Annotated in this window: 12 protein-coding genes and 1 riboswitch; of the genes, 5 read left to right on the forward strand and 7 right to left on the reverse strand. The window is 67.3% G+C overall.

Annotated elements, in window-relative coordinates:
- Positions 1 to 94: 94 nt before the first annotated feature.
- Positions 95 to 1,387, reverse strand: a complete 1,293-nt coding sequence (locus ACMGRF_RS12875) for a sensor histidine kinase (RefSeq protein WP_049414682.1) — start codon at positions 1,385 to 1,387, stop codon at positions 95 to 97.
- Entirely contained in the window at positions 1,374 to 2,087 is a 714-nt protein-coding gene (locus tag ACMGRF_RS12880; protein ID WP_049414681.1) for a response regulator transcription factor, read from the reverse strand. Before ACMGRF_RS12880 ends, ACMGRF_RS12875 begins: the two co-directional genes overlap by 14 nt.
- 130 nt (positions 2,088 to 2,217) lie before the next feature.
- On the opposite strand from ACMGRF_RS12880, the gene ACMGRF_RS12885 reads away from it, so the two are divergent.
- The 4 genes from ACMGRF_RS12885 (at position 2,218) to ACMGRF_RS12900 (ending at position 9,010) form a co-directional block, all read left to right on the forward strand.
- A complete protein-coding gene (locus ACMGRF_RS12885) occupies positions 2,218 to 3,921 on the forward strand; it encodes an ArnT family glycosyltransferase (protein ID WP_049414680.1) in 1,704 nt (567 codons plus the stop codon).
- Between the two features lie 113 nt (positions 3,922 to 4,034).
- Positions 4,035 to 4,802, forward strand: a complete 768-nt coding sequence (locus tag ACMGRF_RS12890; protein WP_049414679.1) for a phosphatase PAP2 family protein — start codon at positions 4,035 to 4,037, stop codon at positions 4,800 to 4,802.
- Positions 4,799 to 6,448, forward strand: a complete 1,650-nt coding sequence (locus tag ACMGRF_RS12895; protein ID WP_099487545.1) for a phosphoethanolamine transferase — start codon at positions 4,799 to 4,801, stop codon at positions 6,446 to 6,448. The genes ACMGRF_RS12890 and ACMGRF_RS12895 overlap by 4 nt, the downstream gene beginning before the upstream one ends.
- 597 nt (positions 6,449 to 7,045) lie before the next feature.
- Positions 7,046 to 9,010: a M2 family metallopeptidase gene (locus ACMGRF_RS12900; RefSeq protein WP_414485259.1), complete on the forward strand. Its 1,965-nt coding sequence runs from the start codon at positions 7,046 to 7,048 to the stop codon at positions 9,008 to 9,010.
- An 814-nt stretch (positions 9,011 to 9,824) separates the two neighbouring features.
- Here ACMGRF_RS12900 and ACMGRF_RS12905 read toward each other — a convergent pair.
- The 3 genes from ACMGRF_RS12905 to ACMGRF_RS12915 all read right to left on the reverse strand — a co-directional run bounded on the left by ACMGRF_RS12905 (position 9,825) and on the right by ACMGRF_RS12915 (position 12,552).
- On the reverse strand, positions 9,825 to 10,217 hold the full coding sequence (locus ACMGRF_RS12905) for a hypothetical protein (protein ID WP_049411811.1): 393 nt from the start codon (positions 10,215 to 10,217) through the stop codon (positions 9,825 to 9,827).
- 68 nt (positions 10,218 to 10,285) lie between these two features.
- Complete coding sequence (locus tag ACMGRF_RS12910; RefSeq protein ID WP_414485921.1) at positions 10,286 to 11,182, reverse strand: siderophore-interacting protein; 897 nt, start codon at positions 11,180 to 11,182, stop codon at positions 10,286 to 10,288.
- A 143-nt stretch (positions 11,183 to 11,325) separates the two neighbouring features.
- Positions 11,326 to 12,552 carry a multidrug effflux MFS transporter gene (locus tag ACMGRF_RS12915; protein ID WP_049411817.1) on the reverse strand — a complete coding sequence of 409 codons (1,227 nt, stop codon included), beginning with the start codon at positions 12,550 to 12,552 and terminating at the stop codon, positions 11,326 to 11,328.
- 299 nt (positions 12,553 to 12,851) lie between these two features.
- Positions 12,852 to 12,955: riboswitch (glycine riboswitch) on the forward strand.
- Positions 12,956 to 13,017: 62 nt separating this feature from the next.
- Between ACMGRF_RS12915 and gcvP the strand changes: the two genes are divergently transcribed.
- Positions 13,018 to 15,885: an aminomethyl-transferring glycine dehydrogenase gene (gene gcvP / locus ACMGRF_RS12920; protein WP_049411804.1), complete on the forward strand. Its 2,868-nt coding sequence runs from the start codon at positions 13,018 to 13,020 to the stop codon at positions 15,883 to 15,885.
- Between the two features lie 92 nt (positions 15,886 to 15,977).
- Here gcvP and ACMGRF_RS12925 read toward each other — a convergent pair whose 3' ends face one another.
- Both ACMGRF_RS12925 and ACMGRF_RS12930 read right to left on the reverse strand, forming a co-directional pair.
- Positions 15,978 to 16,388: a VOC family protein gene (locus ACMGRF_RS12925; protein ID WP_005418291.1), complete on the reverse strand. Its 411-nt coding sequence runs from the start codon at positions 16,386 to 16,388 to the stop codon at positions 15,978 to 15,980.
- Between the two features lie 186 nt (positions 16,389 to 16,574).
- Positions 16,575 to 17,942: an amino acid permease gene (locus ACMGRF_RS12930; protein WP_049441357.1), complete on the reverse strand. Its 1,368-nt coding sequence runs from the start codon at positions 17,940 to 17,942 to the stop codon at positions 16,575 to 16,577.
- Positions 17,943 to 18,006: the final 64 nt, after the last annotated feature.

The raw sequence follows: 18,006 nt of genomic DNA on the forward strand, positions 1-18,006 counted from the left end.
GGAAAAAAAAGCGCCGCGTAAAGCGGCGCGGGTCGAGATTAACATTGTCTTCACGCCGGGTCATGCCGCAGCGCGGAGCAGGTCGGCCATCCGATCAGGCGGGGCGCGAAGCGCCGAAGTCCAGGGTGACACGCGTCCCGCGCGGTTGGCAGGGCTGCAGCTGCAGCGTCCAGCCCAGGTGCTCGCACAGCCGCGCGATCAGGTCCAGGCCGATGCCACTGCCACTGCCACGATCGGCACGCTCGCCGCGGGCCATGCGCGCGTGGATCGCCGCGATCTCCTCCGGGCTCATCCCGTGCCCGGGGTCCTGCAGGGTCAGTACCGCCGACGGACTCAGCTGCAGCTCGATATGGCCGCGGCCGCTGTTTTCGATGGCATTGCGCAGCAGGTTGCCGATCGCCGCCTGCACCACCGCCAGCGGCGCGACGATATCCACCGGCGCGGCCTGGATACCGATGCTCAGGTCCTTGTCGCCGAGCAGGTGTCGATGGTCGTCGACGATCTCCGGCAGCAGCTGGTCCAGCGCGATGCGCTCGGCACGCGCGGCCAGGCGCGCAGGATCACGCGCCAGCACCAGCAGCAGCTCGATCAGCTGCTCCACGCTCTGTGCCGTGCGCAGGACCCGCTGCATCTGCTGGCGGGCACGTTCGGGCAGGCCCGGTTGCTCCAGCGCCAGCTCGGCTGCACCGGTCATCACTGCGATCGGCGTGCGCAGTTCGTGGCTGGCGGTACTGATGAAGACCCGCTCACGCTCGACGAACTGCTCGTTGCGGTCCAGGTAGTCGTTCAGCGCATCGGCGATGGTGTGCAGCTCGGAACTGCCGCGCGGGTCGACCTCGATGCGCTGGCCCTGAACGCCCGGCCGCAATGCGCCGATGTGCTGGGCCAGCAGGCTCAACGGGCGCACCATGCGCTCCATACCGAAGGACGCCATCAGCACGGTGACGAAGATCATGATCACCCCGGCCAGCATCACCCAGCGCGTGGCGAACTGCTCCAGGTCATGGAAGTCGGAAATGTCCAGCGCCAGCGCGACACGCCCCATGGACCGGGTCTCGCGCACCATCACCGCCGTCTCCCGGCCTTTGATCATCACTCCGTCGTGAAGGCCGGGATGCAGCGTACGCAGGCTGTCAGGCAGGTTGACTGCATCGAAGCGGTACAGGCTGAGCGTGTCCGAATCCTGCCAGCGATAGTGCGGTTCATGCTCGACGTGCTCGACGATGCTGTCCAGTTCGGAGTTGAGCAGCGCGCGCCAGGCGGCATGTTCGGCGTGTTCGTGCACGTAGTTGCCGACGCTGAACACGGCGATCGACAGCAGGGCCAGGTAGCCCAGCAACCACCACACCACGCGCCGGTACAGCGGGCCCGGCCTACGCGCCTTCATCATCATCCTTGCCTGCATCGGCGGCCGCGGTCACCGCAAGGCGGTAACCAACCCGCGGCAGGGTGTGGATCAGCTTGTCGGCAAACGGACCGTCGACGCTGCGGCGCAGCTCGTAGACATGCGAGCGCAGCAGGTCACCATCCGGTGGCTCGTCGCCCCACAGGGCGAACTCCAGCTGTTGGCGGGTGACCGCACCGGGGCTGGCGCGCATCAGCACCTCCAGCAGCTTGCGGCAGGCCGGGTAGAGGTGGAGCACCTGGCCACCCCGCTGGGCTTCGAGGGTCGCCAGGTCCAGCACCAGGTCGCCCACCTGCAGGCGCTTGCGCGGGTTCCGGCCCTGCGCACGCAGCAGCAGCGCCTCCAGCCGAACTTCCAGCTCGGGCAGGGCGAACGGCTTGGTCAGGTAATCGTCGGCACCCGCGCGGAATCCGGTGATCTTGTCCGGCAGTTCGTCGCGCGCGGTCAGCATGATCACCGGCACTTCCGAAGCGTGCTCGGCGCGCAGGCGACGCAGCACCTCCGGCCCCTCCATGCGCGGCAACATCCAGTCCAGGATCACCGCGTCGTAGGGATGGCTGCCGGCCAGGTGCAGGCCGGTGATGCCGTCCGGCGCCACGTCGAGCACGTGCCCGCGCGACTCGAAGTAGTCGAACAGGTTGGCCACCAGCTGGCGGTTGTCCTCGATCACCAACAGACGCATGCACGAAACATCCACGGAAGTTCGTACCATGGTAGCGCTGCCCATGTCGGAATGCGGTCGTCGCGGCCTCCTCTGACGCTTTTCCAACCCCCGCCACCTCAGAATGGCCGTTTTGCTCCCGGAGCCTGCCGTGCCCGTAGCCCTGCCCCGCCGTTGGCGCCTGCCCCTGTTGTGGCTGTTGATCGTTGCTGCGCTGGCAGCGGGGATCGGCCTTCGGCAGCCGCAGCCACCGGACGAGCCGCGCTTCGTGCTGGCGGCCCGCACCATGGTCGAGAGTGGGCAATGGCTGCTGCCGCACCGGGGCGTGGAGCTGTATGCGGAGAAGCCGCCGGTCTTCATGTGGCTGCAGGCGGCGGCCTATGAGATCGTCGGCAGCTGGCAGTGGTCGTTCCTGCTGCCGTCGCTGCTGGGCGCCCTGCTCAGCCTGTGGTTGGTGTCGGATCTGGCACGCCGACTGTGGTCACCGCGGCATTCCCTGTACGCCCTGGCGGCGCTGTTCTGCACCCTTCAGTTTGGCCTGATGGCCAAGCGCGCGCAGATCGACATGGTGCTGGTCGGCATGACCACGGTGGCCTTGTGGGGCTTGATGCGCCACCTGTGCGAACGCCGCAACCTGGCTGCCTTGTGGCTGGCGGGTTTCGCCGCTGGCCTCGGCACGGTGACCAAAGGCGTGGGTTTCCTACCGCTGCTGATGGTCCTGCCGTGGTTCGGCTGGTGGCTGTACCAGCGTCGCCGCGGGCGCAGCGTGGACGGCCCCCACCCGGCAACACTGCTGTGGCTGATCCCGGCCTTCCTGCTGGGCGTGTCGGTGTGGCTTGCCCCGCTGGGCTGGGCCCTGCTGCACACGCCCAGCGCCGAACTGCAGGCCTACGCGCATGAACTGTTGTTCAAGCAGACCGGTACCCGCTATGCCAACGCCTGGCACCATCGCCAACCGGCCTGGTACTACCTGCAGGTGATCCTGACCCTGTGGCTGCCGGGCAGCCTGCTGCTGCCGCTGCTGTTCAAGCCTTGGTGGCGCCGCATCCGCCGGGGCGACCGCCGGCAGTGGCTGCTGCTGGGCTGGGCGCTGCTGGTGCTGGTGTTCTTCAGTGCCAGCCCGGGCAAGCGCGAGGTCTATGTGCTGCCGATGCTGCCTGCGATGGCACTGGCGGTTGCGCCGTTGTTGCCGGGCCTGCTGCGCCGGCTGTGCGTGCGCCGCTATCTGTTCGGCTACAGCGTGGTGCTGATGCTGGCCACCGGCGTGCTCGGCGTGATGCTGCTGACCGAGCACCCGTGGGCCTTGGCGCAACTGGAACGCCGGGCCATGCCCGATACGCTGCTGCCGGTGCTGGGTGATGGCCTGCTGACCTTCGCCATCGCGCTGGCCACGTTGGTCGTCTGGTTGCGGGTGCGCCGCGCCACGACACTGGTGCTGTTGACGCACGGCATGCTGTGGATGCTCTACGGCCTGGTGCTGATCCCGGCACTGGATCCCTACGCATCGGCATCGGCGCTGATGCGCCGCGTCGGCGCGCGGATCGGTCCGGACGCCGAACTGGCGCTGGTCGCCTGGCGCGAGCAGAACCTGCTGCAGGCTGACCGCCCGGTACGCGAGTTCGGCTTCAAGCGCCCCTGGGCCGAGCAGTGGCACGACGCCGGCCCATGGGTGGGCGAGGCGCCGGACAAGCGCTGGCTGCTGGTGCTGGACGAGGCGATGAGTCCCTGCGTGGATCCGGCCAAGGTGATCGATATCGGTGTTGCCAACAGGAATCGTTGGCAACTGCTTCCCGGTACGGCCTGGGACCCGCAATGCCACGCCGAACGGGCCGGCTCGACCGCCGAAGAAGACTGAACGTTGACTCGTGCCGGGGAAATCATTAACCCGGCGCGAACGAGCGTCCGACCCTTCTCCGACATGCAGGTGACGAGCATGACTGCGGATTCCCGAACCCGCCTTCCCTCAGCATGCCCGTTCGTCCCCTTGATTCGATCGCGCCGCTTGCGACATCGCCACTGGCGTCAAGATTCGCCGTAACTCACTTTTGGCTGCCTGTCGCAATCGGTCTGCCTCTGTTTACGTTGCTGATGGGGTTCGGCGGCGACCAGTGGGTGGCCGATCACCTGTTCCGCCTTGAGGGCAGCCGCTGGGTGCTACAGGACGCCTGGATCACCCGCACGGTGGTGCACAAGGCCGGCAAATGGCTGAGCACGTCAGCGGCCTTGGTCGCGATCCTGCTGTGCTTCCACCACTGGCGTAAAGGACGCGATCACACCCTGCGGTGGGCGCTGCTTTATGTCGTAATTGCCCTGGCGCTGGGCACCGGCGTGATCTCCCTGCTGAAGTCACTGGTGCCGATGGAATGCCCCTGGGACTTGCTGCGCTACGGCGGCCACCAGCCATTTATCGGGCTTTTCACCGCACGCCCCGCTGGCATGGCCGCGCAGGCCTGCTTCCCGGCCGGGCACGCCAGTGCCGGCTACGCCTGGCTGTGCCTTTACTATTTCGCCCTGCTATGGCGCCCGTCGTGGCGCTGGGCCGGGTTGTGGATCGGCCTCGGCGCCGGTTTGGTGTTCGGCATCAGCCAGCAGCTGCGCGGTGCGCATTTCCTTTCGCATGACGTCGCCACTGCATTGATCTGCTGGCTGCTTTCGCTCGGCCTCTATCTGATCGTCAAGCGCGTCCTGACACACCGTCAACTGAACCATGCCAACCGCCAAGAGGCAAACGCATGAGCGCATCGGTCCATCGCACCGCCCGCCTCCCCGCTCTCGCAGGTCTCCGCAACTGGCGGCCGCAGCTGTCCACCGAAGCGCTGATCGCACTGACCAGCCTGTTCTTCGCGGTAGCCGGCAATGGCCTGTTCTGGCACAGCGCGATGGCCAGCCATCCGGGCAGCCTGCGCTACGCGCTTTCGCTGCTGCTGTTGCTGCTGGGTGCTCACGGCGTGCTGCTGGGCATCCTGGTCTGGCGCTGGAACGCCAAGGTGGTGATCAGCCTGTTGCTGCTGGTGACCGCATTCGCCGCGCACTACATGAGCCGCTACCACATCTACCTGGATGCGGACATGCTGCGCAACGTGCTGGCGACGGACCCCAAGGAAAGCCGCGAGCTGATGACCGTGTCGCTGCTGTGGCCGGTACTGTTGCTGGCCGTGTTGCCGATGGCGGTGTTGTGGCGCGTGCAGCTGCGTCGCCGCAGCTGGGGCCGCAGCCTGCTGTGGCGGCTGGGCTTCCTGGCGGTGGCGGCAGTGACCGCCGTCGGCGGCGCGTTGATCTCGTTCCAGGATGTTTCAGCACTGATGCGCAACCAGCGCGAGGTGCGTTACCTCGCCACCCCGGCCAACGTGCTGCTGGGCATGCCGCGTGCGCTGCGTGGCGACAACCCGGTGCAGCGCGCACCGAAGCTGCCGATCGGCACCGACGCCAAGGCCACTCCGCGAGCGCCGGCCAGCAAGCCGCGCCTGCTGGTGATCGTCATGGGCGAGACCGTGCGTGCGCAGAACTGGGGCCTCAACGGTGGCCGCAACACCACCCCGGAACTGGCGCAGGCCAGCGTGATCAATTTCCCGGACATGCATTCGTGCGGCACCAGCACCGAGGTTTCGCTGCCGTGCCTGTTCTCGCCATGGGGCCGCCACGACTACGACGAGAAGAGAATCCGCGCCCACCAGTCGCTGCTGCACGTATTGAACCGCGCCGGCATCGCGCCGTTGTGGCGTGACAACCAGTCCGGCTGCAAGGGCGTGTGCGAGGGCCTGGACTTCCAGTCATTGTCCGACGCCACTACACCGGGCCTGTGCGCCGATGGCCGCTGCATGGACGAGATCCTGCTGCAGGACCTGGCCACCCAGGTGCGGGCCAGGCCCGGCGACCGGGTGGTGGTGCTGCACCAGCTGGGCAACCACGGCCCGGCCTATTTCGAGCGCTATCCGCCCGCGTTCCGCCGCTTCACCCCGACCTGCGACACCCGTGACATCGGCCGCTGCTCGCGCGAAGAGATCACCAATAGTTACGACAACGCCGTGCTGTACACCGATCACTTCCTGACCAAGACCATCGGCACGCTGCAGGGCATGCAGGACTACGACACGGCGATGATCTACCTGTCCGACCATGGTGAATCGCTGGGCGAGAAGGGCCTGTTCCTGCATGGCGTGCCGTATGCGATCGCACCGGCCGAGCAGACCCGGGTGCCGATGACGATGTGGTTCTCGCCCGGCTTTGCCGGCAGCCGTGGGCTGGACCTGCAGTGCGTGCGCAAGCGTTCAGCGGCGTATACCGACCACGACAACCTGTTCCCGTCGGTGCTGGGCCTGATGCAGGTGAGGACCTCGCTGTACGAGCGCGATCGCGACGTGTTCGCCAACTGCGAGAGTTGAGGGTTGTTCGGCAGGGCTTGCAGCCCTGCACCTGCAGGGGCAACGGCAACGGCCGAAGCAACAGCAGAAGCGGGTTTCCTGAGGGGTGGCGGGGTGGATCCGGTTGCGGGGGACGCTGCAAGTACGTCCATGTAAGCTCGGTCGCCGCATCCATGCGGCTCACGCCCCCGCAACCGGACCCACCCCGCCTTCGACAGTTTTCCGCGATCTGTTGGAACGATCTTGGGGTCAGATCCGTTTTCCGGAGGAAAACGGATCTGACCCCATTTTGATTGTCGATATCTGACAGATGTGTCGACCAACGTCGACACCTACCGACAGCACACGGAATCTGTCAGAGGCGGGGCGGTGTCGGGCGGCGGGGTGTCAGCCGCATGGATGCGGCTGCCAAGCCTACACGGACGTACTTGCGGCGTCCCCGCACTCCGACACCGCCCCGCCAAACCACGGATAGTCCGCTGTTGCTGTTGCTTCTGCCTTTGCCCTTGCTTGAAGGCCTCTGCGGGTGCCGGGCGCCGCCCGGCCGACTTCCGCCACTTGCGGTGGCGGCGACTGCCCACTAGCCTTCGGCCGTCGTTCACCACCCAAGGACCGCCCGTGAAACACCGTCATCTCCTGCTGGCCTCGGCAATCGCCGCCGCCACGCTGGCCCTGGCCGCCTGCAAGAAGGAAGCTGCCCCAGGCACCGATACCGCCAGCAGCAGCGCTCCGGCCGGTGAAACCGCCGACCAGTTCGTGGCCCGCATCAATGCCGAATTCAAGGCCGCCTACCCGGAGATGACCTCGGCGCAGTGGCTGTCCTCCACCTACATCAACGGTGATTCGGAACGCATCGCGGCCAAGGCCAACGAGCGTTCGCTGACCCAGCTCAACAGCTGGATCGAACAGGCCGCCAAGTTCGACGGCAAGCCGATGAGCGAGGACAGCAAGCGCGCGATCCACCTGCTGAAGCTGATGTCGTCGATGCCTGCACCGCGCGACCCGGCCAAGCTGGCCGAGCTGACCCAGATCGCCACCCGCATGGAAGGCAGCTACGGTGCCGGCAAGTACTGCACCGACGCCAACGATCCGAACTCCTGCAGCCAGCTGGGTGAGCTGGAGCAGGTGCTGGCGCGCAGCCGTGACTACGACAAGCAGCTCGACGCCTGGCAGGGCTGGCACAGCACCACCAAGAGCATGCGCGGCGACTACCAGAAGTTCGTCGGCCTGGTGAACGAAGGTGCCAAGGGCATGGGCTTCACCGATGCCGGCCAGATGTGGCGCAGCGGTTATGACATGCCGCCCGAACAGATCGGCCCGGAGACCGACCGCCTCTGGGAACAGGTCAAGCCGATGTACGAGCAGCTGCACTGCTACGCACGCGGCAAGCTGGACAAGACCTACGGCAAGGACAAGGCCGAAGTGGGCAACGGCCTGATCGCCGCGCACCTGCTGGGCAACATGTGGCAGCAGGACTGGTCGAACCTGTGGGATCAGCTGGAACCGTACCCGGGTGCCGGCAGCCTGGACATCACCGCTGCGCTGGAAAAACAGTACCAGACCAACCTGAGCGCGGCGCTGGCCAAGGCCGGCAAGGACGCCAACGTGGCGGCCCAGTACAAGGCGCAGCGCGAGGCCGAACTGCGTACCGCCAAGCAGATGACCGAACGCGCGCAGGACTTCTATGTGTCGCTGGGCATGCCGTCGCTGCCGCAGTCTTACTGGGAACGCACCCAGTTCATCAAGCCCGACGACCGCGATGTGGTCTGCCACGCCAGCGCCTGGGACATGAACATGGAAGGCGATGTGCGCACCAAGATGTGCATCAAGCCGAACGAAGAGAACTTCACCACCATCTACCACGAGCTGGGCCACATCTATTACGACCTGGCCTACAACCCGCTGCCGCCGCTGTTCCAGGGCGGTGCCAACGATGGCTTCCATGAAGCGATCGGCGACACCATCGTGCTGGCGATGACGCCCAAGTACCTCAGTTCGATCGGCCTGGTCGATGCACCGACCGAAAGCCGCGAAGCGGTCATCAACAACCAGATGCGCATGGCGCTGTCGGGCGTGTCGTTCCTGCCGTTCGGTCTGATGATCGACCGCTGGCGCTGGGGCGTGTTCGACGGTTCGATCACCGCCGACAACTACAACAAGGCGTGGTGGGACCTGAAGGCCAAGTACCAGGGCGTGGCTCCGGCCAGCACCCGTGGCGAAGAGTTCTTCGATCCGGGCGCGAAGTACCACGTGCCGGGCAACACCCCGTACACCCGCTACTTCCTGGCGCGCATCCTGCAGTTCCAGTTCTACAAGGGCCTGTGCGATGCGGCCGGCTACAAGGGCCCGCTGCATGAGTGCACCTTCTACGGCAACAAGGAAGCCGGCCAGAAGTACTGGGCGATGCTGAGCAAGGGTGCCAGCCAGCCGTGGCAGGCCACGCTGAAGGAGCTGACCGGCACCGACAAGCTCGATGCCGGCCCGATGATCGAGTACTTCACTCCGGTCAACGAGTGGCTGAAGCAGCAGAACGAAGGCCAGATGTGTGGCTGGCAGGCCAACGCCGCCCCGGCAGCGAAATGAAAAAAGGGGCGGGTCCGCAAGGATCCGCCCCTTCCTGGTAGTGCCGGCCGCTGGCCGGCAACTACGCGATGAAGACCCCGCAGGCAGCCGGCCAGCGGCCGGCTCTACCGGAACAGCAATCAAGCAAAGGCCAGATGTGTGGCTGGCAGGCCAACGCCGCCCCGGCGGCGAAATAAAAAAGGGGCGGGTCCGCAAGGATCCGCCCCTTCCTGGTAGTGCCGGCCGCTGGCCGGCAACTACGCGATGAAGACCCCGCAGGCAGCCGGCCAGCGGCCGGCTCTACCGGAACAGCAATCAGGCCAGATGTGTGGCTGGCAGGCCAACGCCGCCCCGGCGGCGAAATAAAAAAGGGGCGGGTCCGCAAGGATCCGCCCCTTCCTGGTAGTGCCGGCCGCTGGCCGGCAATACGCGATGAAGACCCCGCAGGCAGCCGGCCAGCGGCCGGCTCTACCGGAACAGCAATCAAGCAAAGGCCAGATGTGTGGCTGGCAGGCCAACGCCGCCCCGGCGGCGAAATGAAAAAAGGGGCGGGTCCGCAAGGATCCGCCCCTTCCTGGTAGTGCCGGCCGCTGGCCGGCAACTACGCGATGAAGACCCCGCAGGCAGCCGGCCAGCGGCCGGCTCTACCGGAACAGCAATCAAGCAAAGGCCAGATGTGTGGCTGGCAGGCCAACGCCGCCCCGGCGGCGAAATGAAAAAAGGGGCGGGTCCGCAAGGATCCGCCCCTTCCTGGTAGTGCCGGCCGCTGGCCGGCAACCACGCGATGAAGACCCAGCGCGCAGCCGGCCAACGGCCGGCTCTACCGGAATGCCTGTCAGCTGTCCTTTTTCGCCGCCATCGCCGCGGCCAGTTCCGCCTTGAATTCCTCGAAGGTCTGGCCCTTCTCTTTCGCTTCGGCGCGCGCGGCGTCGCGCAGCGCATCGGAGTACATCAGGCGCACCGGCGTACCGTTGCGCTCGTGCAGTTCACCGGCCTGCATGATCAGCGCCAGTACCTGTGCGGCGGAGTCACTGTGGCCGGCGATACGGCCGTCCATGCCCAGCACCCATTCGCCGTCGCGGCGCACGACACCGGCCAGCAGGGTGCGCTGCGCGTCGCGCAGTTCGGCATGCGGCTCCACCGGCGAGGCCTGGGCAGCGGCCTTGTTGGCGGCCTGCTTTTCCTGGCGACGGCGCTGGTCGCGGCGGGTCTTGGAGCTGGTGGACATGGTGCAATACCGCTGCGAGGGGGGCGCAAGGATAGCGCACCCCACCCGCCACGCCGCTTCACACCCGCTCAATCCAGCACTTTGCCGTGCCGCCAGTAGCCCATGAAGGTGATCGCGCGGCGGTCCAGCCCGCAGTCGCGGACCAGATGGCGACGGATCGCCATCACCGCCCCCGCCTCGCCTGCCACCCAGGCATACAGCGGCCCGGCCACGCTGGCATCGGCCCGTTCCCAGAGGATCTGCGTATCGACGTCGATCTCCTCCGGCGCATCGCCGGCAGCCACGCCCGAGGCGGCTGCCAGCCGCGCCTGCACCGCCTGCAACAGAGGCGCCCCGTACGCCGCGCGCCCGCGCGGCAGCCAGACCAGCTCGGCGGTAGCCGGTGCCTTCAGCGGCACCGCGTCGCCGGCCTGCGCCACTTCCAGCAGGGCCAGCGTACGCGGCGGATCCACCATGGCCGCCAGTTCCTCAAGAATGCCAGCCACCGCCGGTAGCGCGGTTTCATCGGCCACCAGCAGCACCTGGCCGACGCCGGCCGGCGGCCTCCATTCCCAACCTTCGCTGCTGTCGGCGCAGTCGGCATCGGGAGCCAGCAACACCACGCGGTCGCCGGGGCGTGCATGGATGGCCCAGCGCGAGGCCGGCCCGGTCTCGCCATGCAGCACGAAATCAACATCGACCTCGCCCAGCTCTGCACGCAGCTGGCGGATGGTGTAGGTGCGCATCGGCGGGCGCTGATCGTCCGGCAGCGCCCGGTAGAGCGGATACCAGTCCTCGCCGCAGGGCACCCGCGGCAGGTCCTGGCCAGGCAAGGGGAAGAACACCTTGATGCGCTGGTCCGGGCCCTCGGTCTTCATCCGCGCCACGTCGGCACCGGTGAACACCATGCGGTCAAGAGAGGGGGAAAGAACGCGGCGCTCCTTCAGCGCCACCTCGAACAGGCGGTAGGTCTGCTGCGCAGCCATTGGGGGAAACCTCATGCAACGACATCGGATCGGCTGGCTGTCGTGCATCCACGCACCGGCTGGCTGGAGTGCCCAGCCTAGTCCGGTTGTTCCCCGTCGCAAGCATTGCGGGCATCGCGGCCCGCCCTACCCCTGCGCGCTGCTCAGTGACCCGTGCAGGCTGCCTGCGCCGCACGCTCGCGCTGGTGTTCCCAGTACCAGAACACGAAGCCTGCGCCGAAGAACGCGGCCTGGCCCAGCGCCAGGTGTAGCGGGCTGCCGCTCAGCAGCGGCGACACCACGCCGGCCACCACGGTGCTGATCATCAGCTGCACGAAGGCCTGCAGCGACGAGGCCAGGCCGCGCTGATGCGGGTACATGTCCAGCACCGCCAGCGCCAGGATCGGGAAGATCAGTGCCATGCCCATGCCACCCAGGAAGATCGGCAGTACCGCCCATGGCAGCACGAACTGTGGCGACAGCACCACGTAGCCGACGTTCAGCAGCACCGACAGCGCGCACAGGCCGAAACCAATGGAGACCTGGCGGGTGGGCGTGGTGTGCCCGGCCATGCGCCCGGACAGGAACGAGCCGGTGGTCATGCCGCCGATGGTGGGGATGAACAGCCACGCAAAGCCGCCCTCGCCCAGGTGCAGGTGCTGCATCACGAACACCGGCGCCGAGGAGATGTACAGGAAGATTCCACCAAAGCCGATGCTGCCGGCCAGCGCCAGGCGCAGGAAGCGCGGGTTGAAGCCGATGCGCACGTAATCGCGCATCAGCACGCGCGGCGACAACGGCACGCGCGCTTCAACCGGATGGGTCTCGGGCAGGTAGCGTGCAGTGGCCGCCAGCAGGACCAGCGCGAACACCACCAGGAACCAGAAGATCAGCGGCCACCCCGCGCCACTGAGCAGGATCCAGCCACCGATGATCGGCGCGATGGCCGGGGCGATGCCGAACAGCATCGACACCTGGCTCATCAGCCGCTGCGCGTCATGGCCGTGGTACAGGTCGCGGATCACCGCGCGGCCGACGATCATGCCGACACCCGCCGACAGGCCCTGCAGCGCACGGAACGCCAGCAGCGTGGTCAGGTCGGTGGACAGTGCGCAGCCCACCGAGGCGCCGACGAACACCACCAGGCCACCGAGGATCACCCGCTTGCGGCCCCAGGCGTCGGACAGCGGACCGTGCGCCAGGCTCATCAGGCCGTAGAACAGCAGGTAGACGCTGATGGTCTGCTGCACCGCCACCTCGTCCACCGCCAGGCGCCGGGCCAGCTGCGGGAAGGCCGGGAAGATGGTGTCGATCGAGAACGGGCCGAACATGGCCAGGCCGGCAAGCAGCAGGGCCATGCGGCGGGTGGAGGGAGCAACAGCGGCGGTCATGGGAAAGGCGTCCGGCAGGGCCATGCGTCGCACGCACGGCGGGCGCCGGTCCCCGTCTGCAGGGAGGGCGCCAGATGAATTCGGGTATCCGGCCATCATAGGTGGGGATTGCGCCCGATGCCATGCAGCGGTGCACAAAACGCATGGCCGGGCCATCGGCCATTCAGGCGCGGCGGCCGGCGCCGGGGGCGGCCGGCGGGCCCGCAACGGGCTATAATCGGCGGGCAACACGGTGGGAGAAGCGGAACACCGCTGCCGAAGGCGCAACGCCCGTAATCGCTCAGGCCCGATACCACCCGTAACAGAACTCTGGAGAGACCGGTTCGATCCGGCGCCGAAGGGGCACGAAGCCGCGGTTTTTCCGCGCTTCCAAACTCTCAGGCAAAAGGACAGAGGGGCGCCCCGCAGACCGCCGACCGGCGGCTTGTGCCCGTGCGTGTGCCCTTTCCTGACGGATCCTTCGCCATGTCCCAGAACACCCCTTCCCTGCGTGAGCTCGAGCACCACAATGCGTTCGTCGAGCGCCACATCGGCCCCAACGATGCCGAGATCGCGCAGATGCTCGACGTCGTCGGCCACGCGTCGCTGGATGCGATGACCGATGCCATCGTGCCGGCCAAGATCAAGTCGCCGGCACCGCTGGCGCTGCCGGAGTCGATGACCGAAGTGCAGGCACTGGCGAAGATCCGCGCGATCGCCGACAAGAACACCGTGCTGCGCAGCTTCATCGGCCAGGGCTACTACGGTACCCATACCCCGAACGTGATCCTGCGCAACATCCTGGAAAACCCGGCCTGGTACACCGCCTACACCCCGTACCAGGCCGAGATCTCGCAGGGCCGCATGGAAGCGCTGATCAACTTCCAGACCCTGTGCGCCGACCTCACCGGCATGGAAATCGCCAACGCCTCGCTGCTGGACGAAGCCACTGCCGCCGCCGAAGCGATGACGCTGGCCAAGCGTTCGGCCAAGTCGAAGTCGGACACCTTCTTCGTGCATGACGCCGTGCACCCGCAGACCCTGGAACTGCTGCGCACGCGCGCAGAACCGATGGGCATCGTGCTGCGCGTCGGCACCCCGGCCGAAGCACTGGAAGCGGAAGCCTTCGGCCTGCTGCTGCAGTACCCGGACACCTTCGGCCAGGTCGGCGACTACAAGGCGCTGGTTGATGCCGTGCACGCGCGCGGCGGCCTGGTGGCCGTGGCCACCGACCTGCTGGCACTGACCCTGCTGGCCGCCCCGGGCGAATGGGGCGCGGACATCGTGGTCGGCAACAGCCAGCGTTTCGGCGTGCCGTTCGGTTTCGGTGGCCCGCACGCCGCGTTCATGGCCTGCCGTGACGCCTACAAGCGCTCGATGCCGGGCCGCCTGATCGGTGTCTCCATCGATGCCCAGGGCAACCCGGCCTATCGCCTGACCCTGCAGACCCGAGAGCAGCACATCCGCCGCGAGAAGGCGACTTCGAACATCTGTACCGCACAGGTGCTGCTGGCGGTGATGGCCTCGATGTATGCGGTCTACCACGGTCCGGAAGGCCTGACCCGCATCGCCCGGCGCACTCACCGTCTGGCCTCGATCCTGGCTGCGGCACTGCGCAACGCCGGCGTGCAGGTCGGTGGCGACTTCTTCGACACCCTGCACATCACCGGCGTGCATGCCGATGAGATCCACGCCAAGGCACGCGCCGCCGGTTACAACCTGCGCGCGATCGACAGCGACTCGGTCGGCATCAGCCTGGACGAGACCGCCACCCGCGCCGACGTGGTCGCACTGGCCGCCGTGTTCGGCGCGCAGGCCGACGTCGACGCACTGGATGCCAGCACCGCCGACGCACTGCCGGCCGGCCTGCTGCGCCAGTCCGCGTTCCTGACCCATCCGGTGTTCAACACCCACCACAGCGAGCACGAACTGCTGCGCTACCTGCGTTCGCTGGCCGACAAGGATCTGGCGATGGACCGCACGATGATCCCGCTGGGCTCGTGCACCATGAAGCTCAACGCCACCGCCGAGATGATCCCGGTGACCTGGCCGGAGTTCTCGCAGATCCACCCGCTGGTGCCGGCCGACCAGGCGCTGGGCTACAAGGAACTGATCGACACGCTGGAAGCGATGCTGGTCGAATGCACCGGCTACGACGCGGTCAGCCTGCAGCCGAACTCCGGCGCGCAGGGCGAGTACGCCGGCCTGCTGGCGATCCGTGCCTACCACCGCTCGCGCGGCGAGGGCCATCGCGACATCTGCCTGATCCCGGATTCGGCGCACGGCACCAACCCGGCCTCGGCGCAGATGTGCGGCATGAAGGTCGTGGTGACCAAGACCGATGCCAACGGCAACGTCGACGTCGAGGACATCCGCCTCAACGCCGAGAAGTACAGCGACCGCCTGGCCGCGATCATGATGACCTACCCGTCCACGCACGGCGTGTTCGAGGAAGAGGTGGTCGAGATCTGCGAGATCATCCACAAGCACGGCGGCCAGGTGTACACCGACGGCGCCAACATGAACGCGCTGGTCGGCGTGGCCAAGCCGGGCAAGTGGGGTTCGGACGTATCGCACCTGAACCTGCACAAGACCTTCTGCATCCCGCACGGCGGTGGCGGCCCGGGCGTCGGCCCGTGCGCGGTCAAGGAGCACCTGGCCCCGTTCCTGCCGGGCAAGCTGGGTGACAACGGCCCGGTCGGCATGGTCAGCGCGGCCAGCTTCGGCAGCGCCTCGATCCTGCCGATCAGCTGGATGTACATCGCGATGATGGGCCGCGAAGGCCTGCGCAAGGCCACCCAGGTCGCGCAGCTCAACGCCAACTACATCGCCAAGCGCCTGGCCCCGCACTTCAAGACCCTGTACACCGGCCGCAACGGCCTGGTGGCGCACGAGTGCATCCTCGACGTGCGCCCGCTGGAGAAGACCAGCGGCATCGGCGCCGAGGACGTCGCCAAGCGCCTGATCGACTTCGGCTTCCACGCCCCGACCCTGAGCTTCCCGGTGGCCGGCACGCTGATGGTCGAGCCGACCGAGAGCGAGTCGCTGCACGAGCTGGACCGCTTCATCAACGCGATGATCCAGATCCGCGAGGAAATCAGCGCGATCGAAGACGGCCGCCTGGACCGCGAGGACAACCCGCTGAAGAACGCGCCGCACACCGCCACCGCGGTGACCGCCAGCGAGTGGACCCACGCCTACCCGCGTGAACTGGCCGCCTTCCCGCTGGCCAGCCTGAAGCAGAGCAAGTACTGGCCGCCGGTGGCGCGCGTGGACAACGTGTACGGCGACAAGAACGTGATGTGCGCCTGCATCCCGGTCGATGCCTACAAGGATGATGAAGTCGAGGCGTAAGCCTTCGATCCATCGAAAGTGAGAACGGCCCGCGCAAGCGGGCCGTTTTTTCAAGGGCGCGTGGACCAGGGTCCACACCCACGACAATCCGATCATGGGTCCGGCATCTGCCCCAGGCTCAGCTGCCACGACACCCCGAAGCGGTCCTGCACCCAGCCATAGCGGTTGCTGAAGTCGTAGTCGCCCACCGGCATCAACCAATGGCCCCCCTCGCCCAGCACGCGTGCCGCACGCTCGAACTGCTCGGCACCGGAACACTCGACGAACAGCGAGATCGACGGGCTGAAGGTGAAGTCGTGCACATCCAGGCTGTCGAAGCACAGGTAGTGGGTGCCACCGAGCAGGAAGATCGCCTGGCGGACCTGGCCGGGCACGCCGGCGCCGGCCCCCTCGGGGTGGCGTTGCAGGGCCAGCAGGCGGAAATCGGCGAAGGCTTCGGCGTACAGGGCCAGCGCGGCCTCGGCCTGGCCGGTGAACATCAGGAAGGGACGGCTGCGCAGCATGCGGTACTCCTGGTCGACGGGCCGCTGGCGGCCCACACGATCAGGATGGCACGGCGGATGTATGCCTGCTGTAGAGCCGAGCCCGCGCTCGGCTGGCGGCCACGCGAACAGCAGCCGACCGTCGGGTCGGCTCTACAGAACATTCGGCGACCACAGCCGACCGTGGGGTCGGCTCTACAACAGCAATCAGGCCTCGCGCATGCGCCGGGCGATGGCGCTGCCGGCGGCGATCGTGGCGGTCAGCGCCACCATCGACAGGAACTGCAGGCGGGTATGCGATTCACTCAGCAGCAGGCCGAAGATCAACGCGAGGATCGCCAGTGCGCAGCAGGTCAGCCACGGGAAACCGGCCATGCGGAACGGCAGCCGGGTACCCAGGCGATCGGCGCGGCGGCGCAGCACCAGCTGCGACACCAGCGACAGCGTCCACACCAGCAGGCAGGTGGAACCGACGATGTTCAGCAGCACCGGCAGCACCTGGTCCGGGAACAGCAGTTCCATCACCGTGGCCGCAAAGCCGAACAGCACGCTGGCCAGCACGGCGATGACCGGCACCTGCCGTGGATCGGTCCAGCCCAGCACGGCCGGTGCTTCGCGGCGCTGCGCCAGCGAGTACATCATGCGCGAGGCGCCGTAGAGGTTGGCATTGAGCGCCGACAGCAGCGCGATCACCGCGATCAGGGTGATGGCGGTGCCGGCGCCCGGAATGCGCGCGATGTCCAGCACGGCGGCGAACGGCGACTTCAGTGCTTCGCTGGTCCACGGCACCACGGCGATGATCACGCTCAGCGAGCCGATGTAGAACACCAGGATGCGCCAGGCCACGGTACGGATGGCACGGGCGATGCTGCGTTCGGGATCTTCGGTTTCGGCCGCCGCAACGGCAACGATTTCGGTGCCACCGAAGGCAAAAACGACAACCAGCAGCGCCGCACCGATCCCGGCCAGGCCCTTCGGTGCGAAACCACCGTGTCCGGTGAAGTTGCTCAGGCCAGGTGAGGTCACCTGCGGCAGCCATCCCATCAACAGTGCCACGCCGATGGCAATGAAGGCCAGGATCGCCGCCACTTTCAGGATGGCGAACCAGAATTCGAACTCGCCGAAGTTCTTCACCCCGAGCAGGTTGATCGCAGTGAAGAACAGCATGAAGGCCAATGCAGCCATCGGCACCGGCACCGCCGGCCAGACCGTCGCCAGCAGCCCGGCCGCACCCACCGCTTCGGCGGCGATCACGATCACCAGCTGCACCCACCACAACCAGCCGACCGTGGCGCCAGCGGTGGCGCCCATGGCATCGGCGGCGTACACCGAGAACGCGCCGCTGGTCGGTTTGGCCGCCGCCATCTCGCCCAGTGCGTTCATCACGATGATCACCAGCGCGCCAGCGACCAGATACGAGACCAGAACCGCCGGGCCGGCCGCCTGCACGCCCACGCCCGAACCGAGGAACAGGCCGGCGCCGATGGCACTGCCCAGGCCCATCATGATCAGCTGGCGGGGCTTGAGCGAATGTCCGAGGCGGGACGGCGAAGCGGTCGGAATCGAATTGGGCATCGGCGGGGCTGGCGGCGGGCTACAGGGGCGACACCTTACCCTGTCCCATGCCCGCGGGGATAGG

This window comes from Stenotrophomonas sp. EMP41, from assembly GCF_047495535.1.
Classification (GTDB): Bacteria; Pseudomonadota; Gammaproteobacteria; order Xanthomonadales; family Xanthomonadaceae; genus Stenotrophomonas; species Stenotrophomonas sepilia.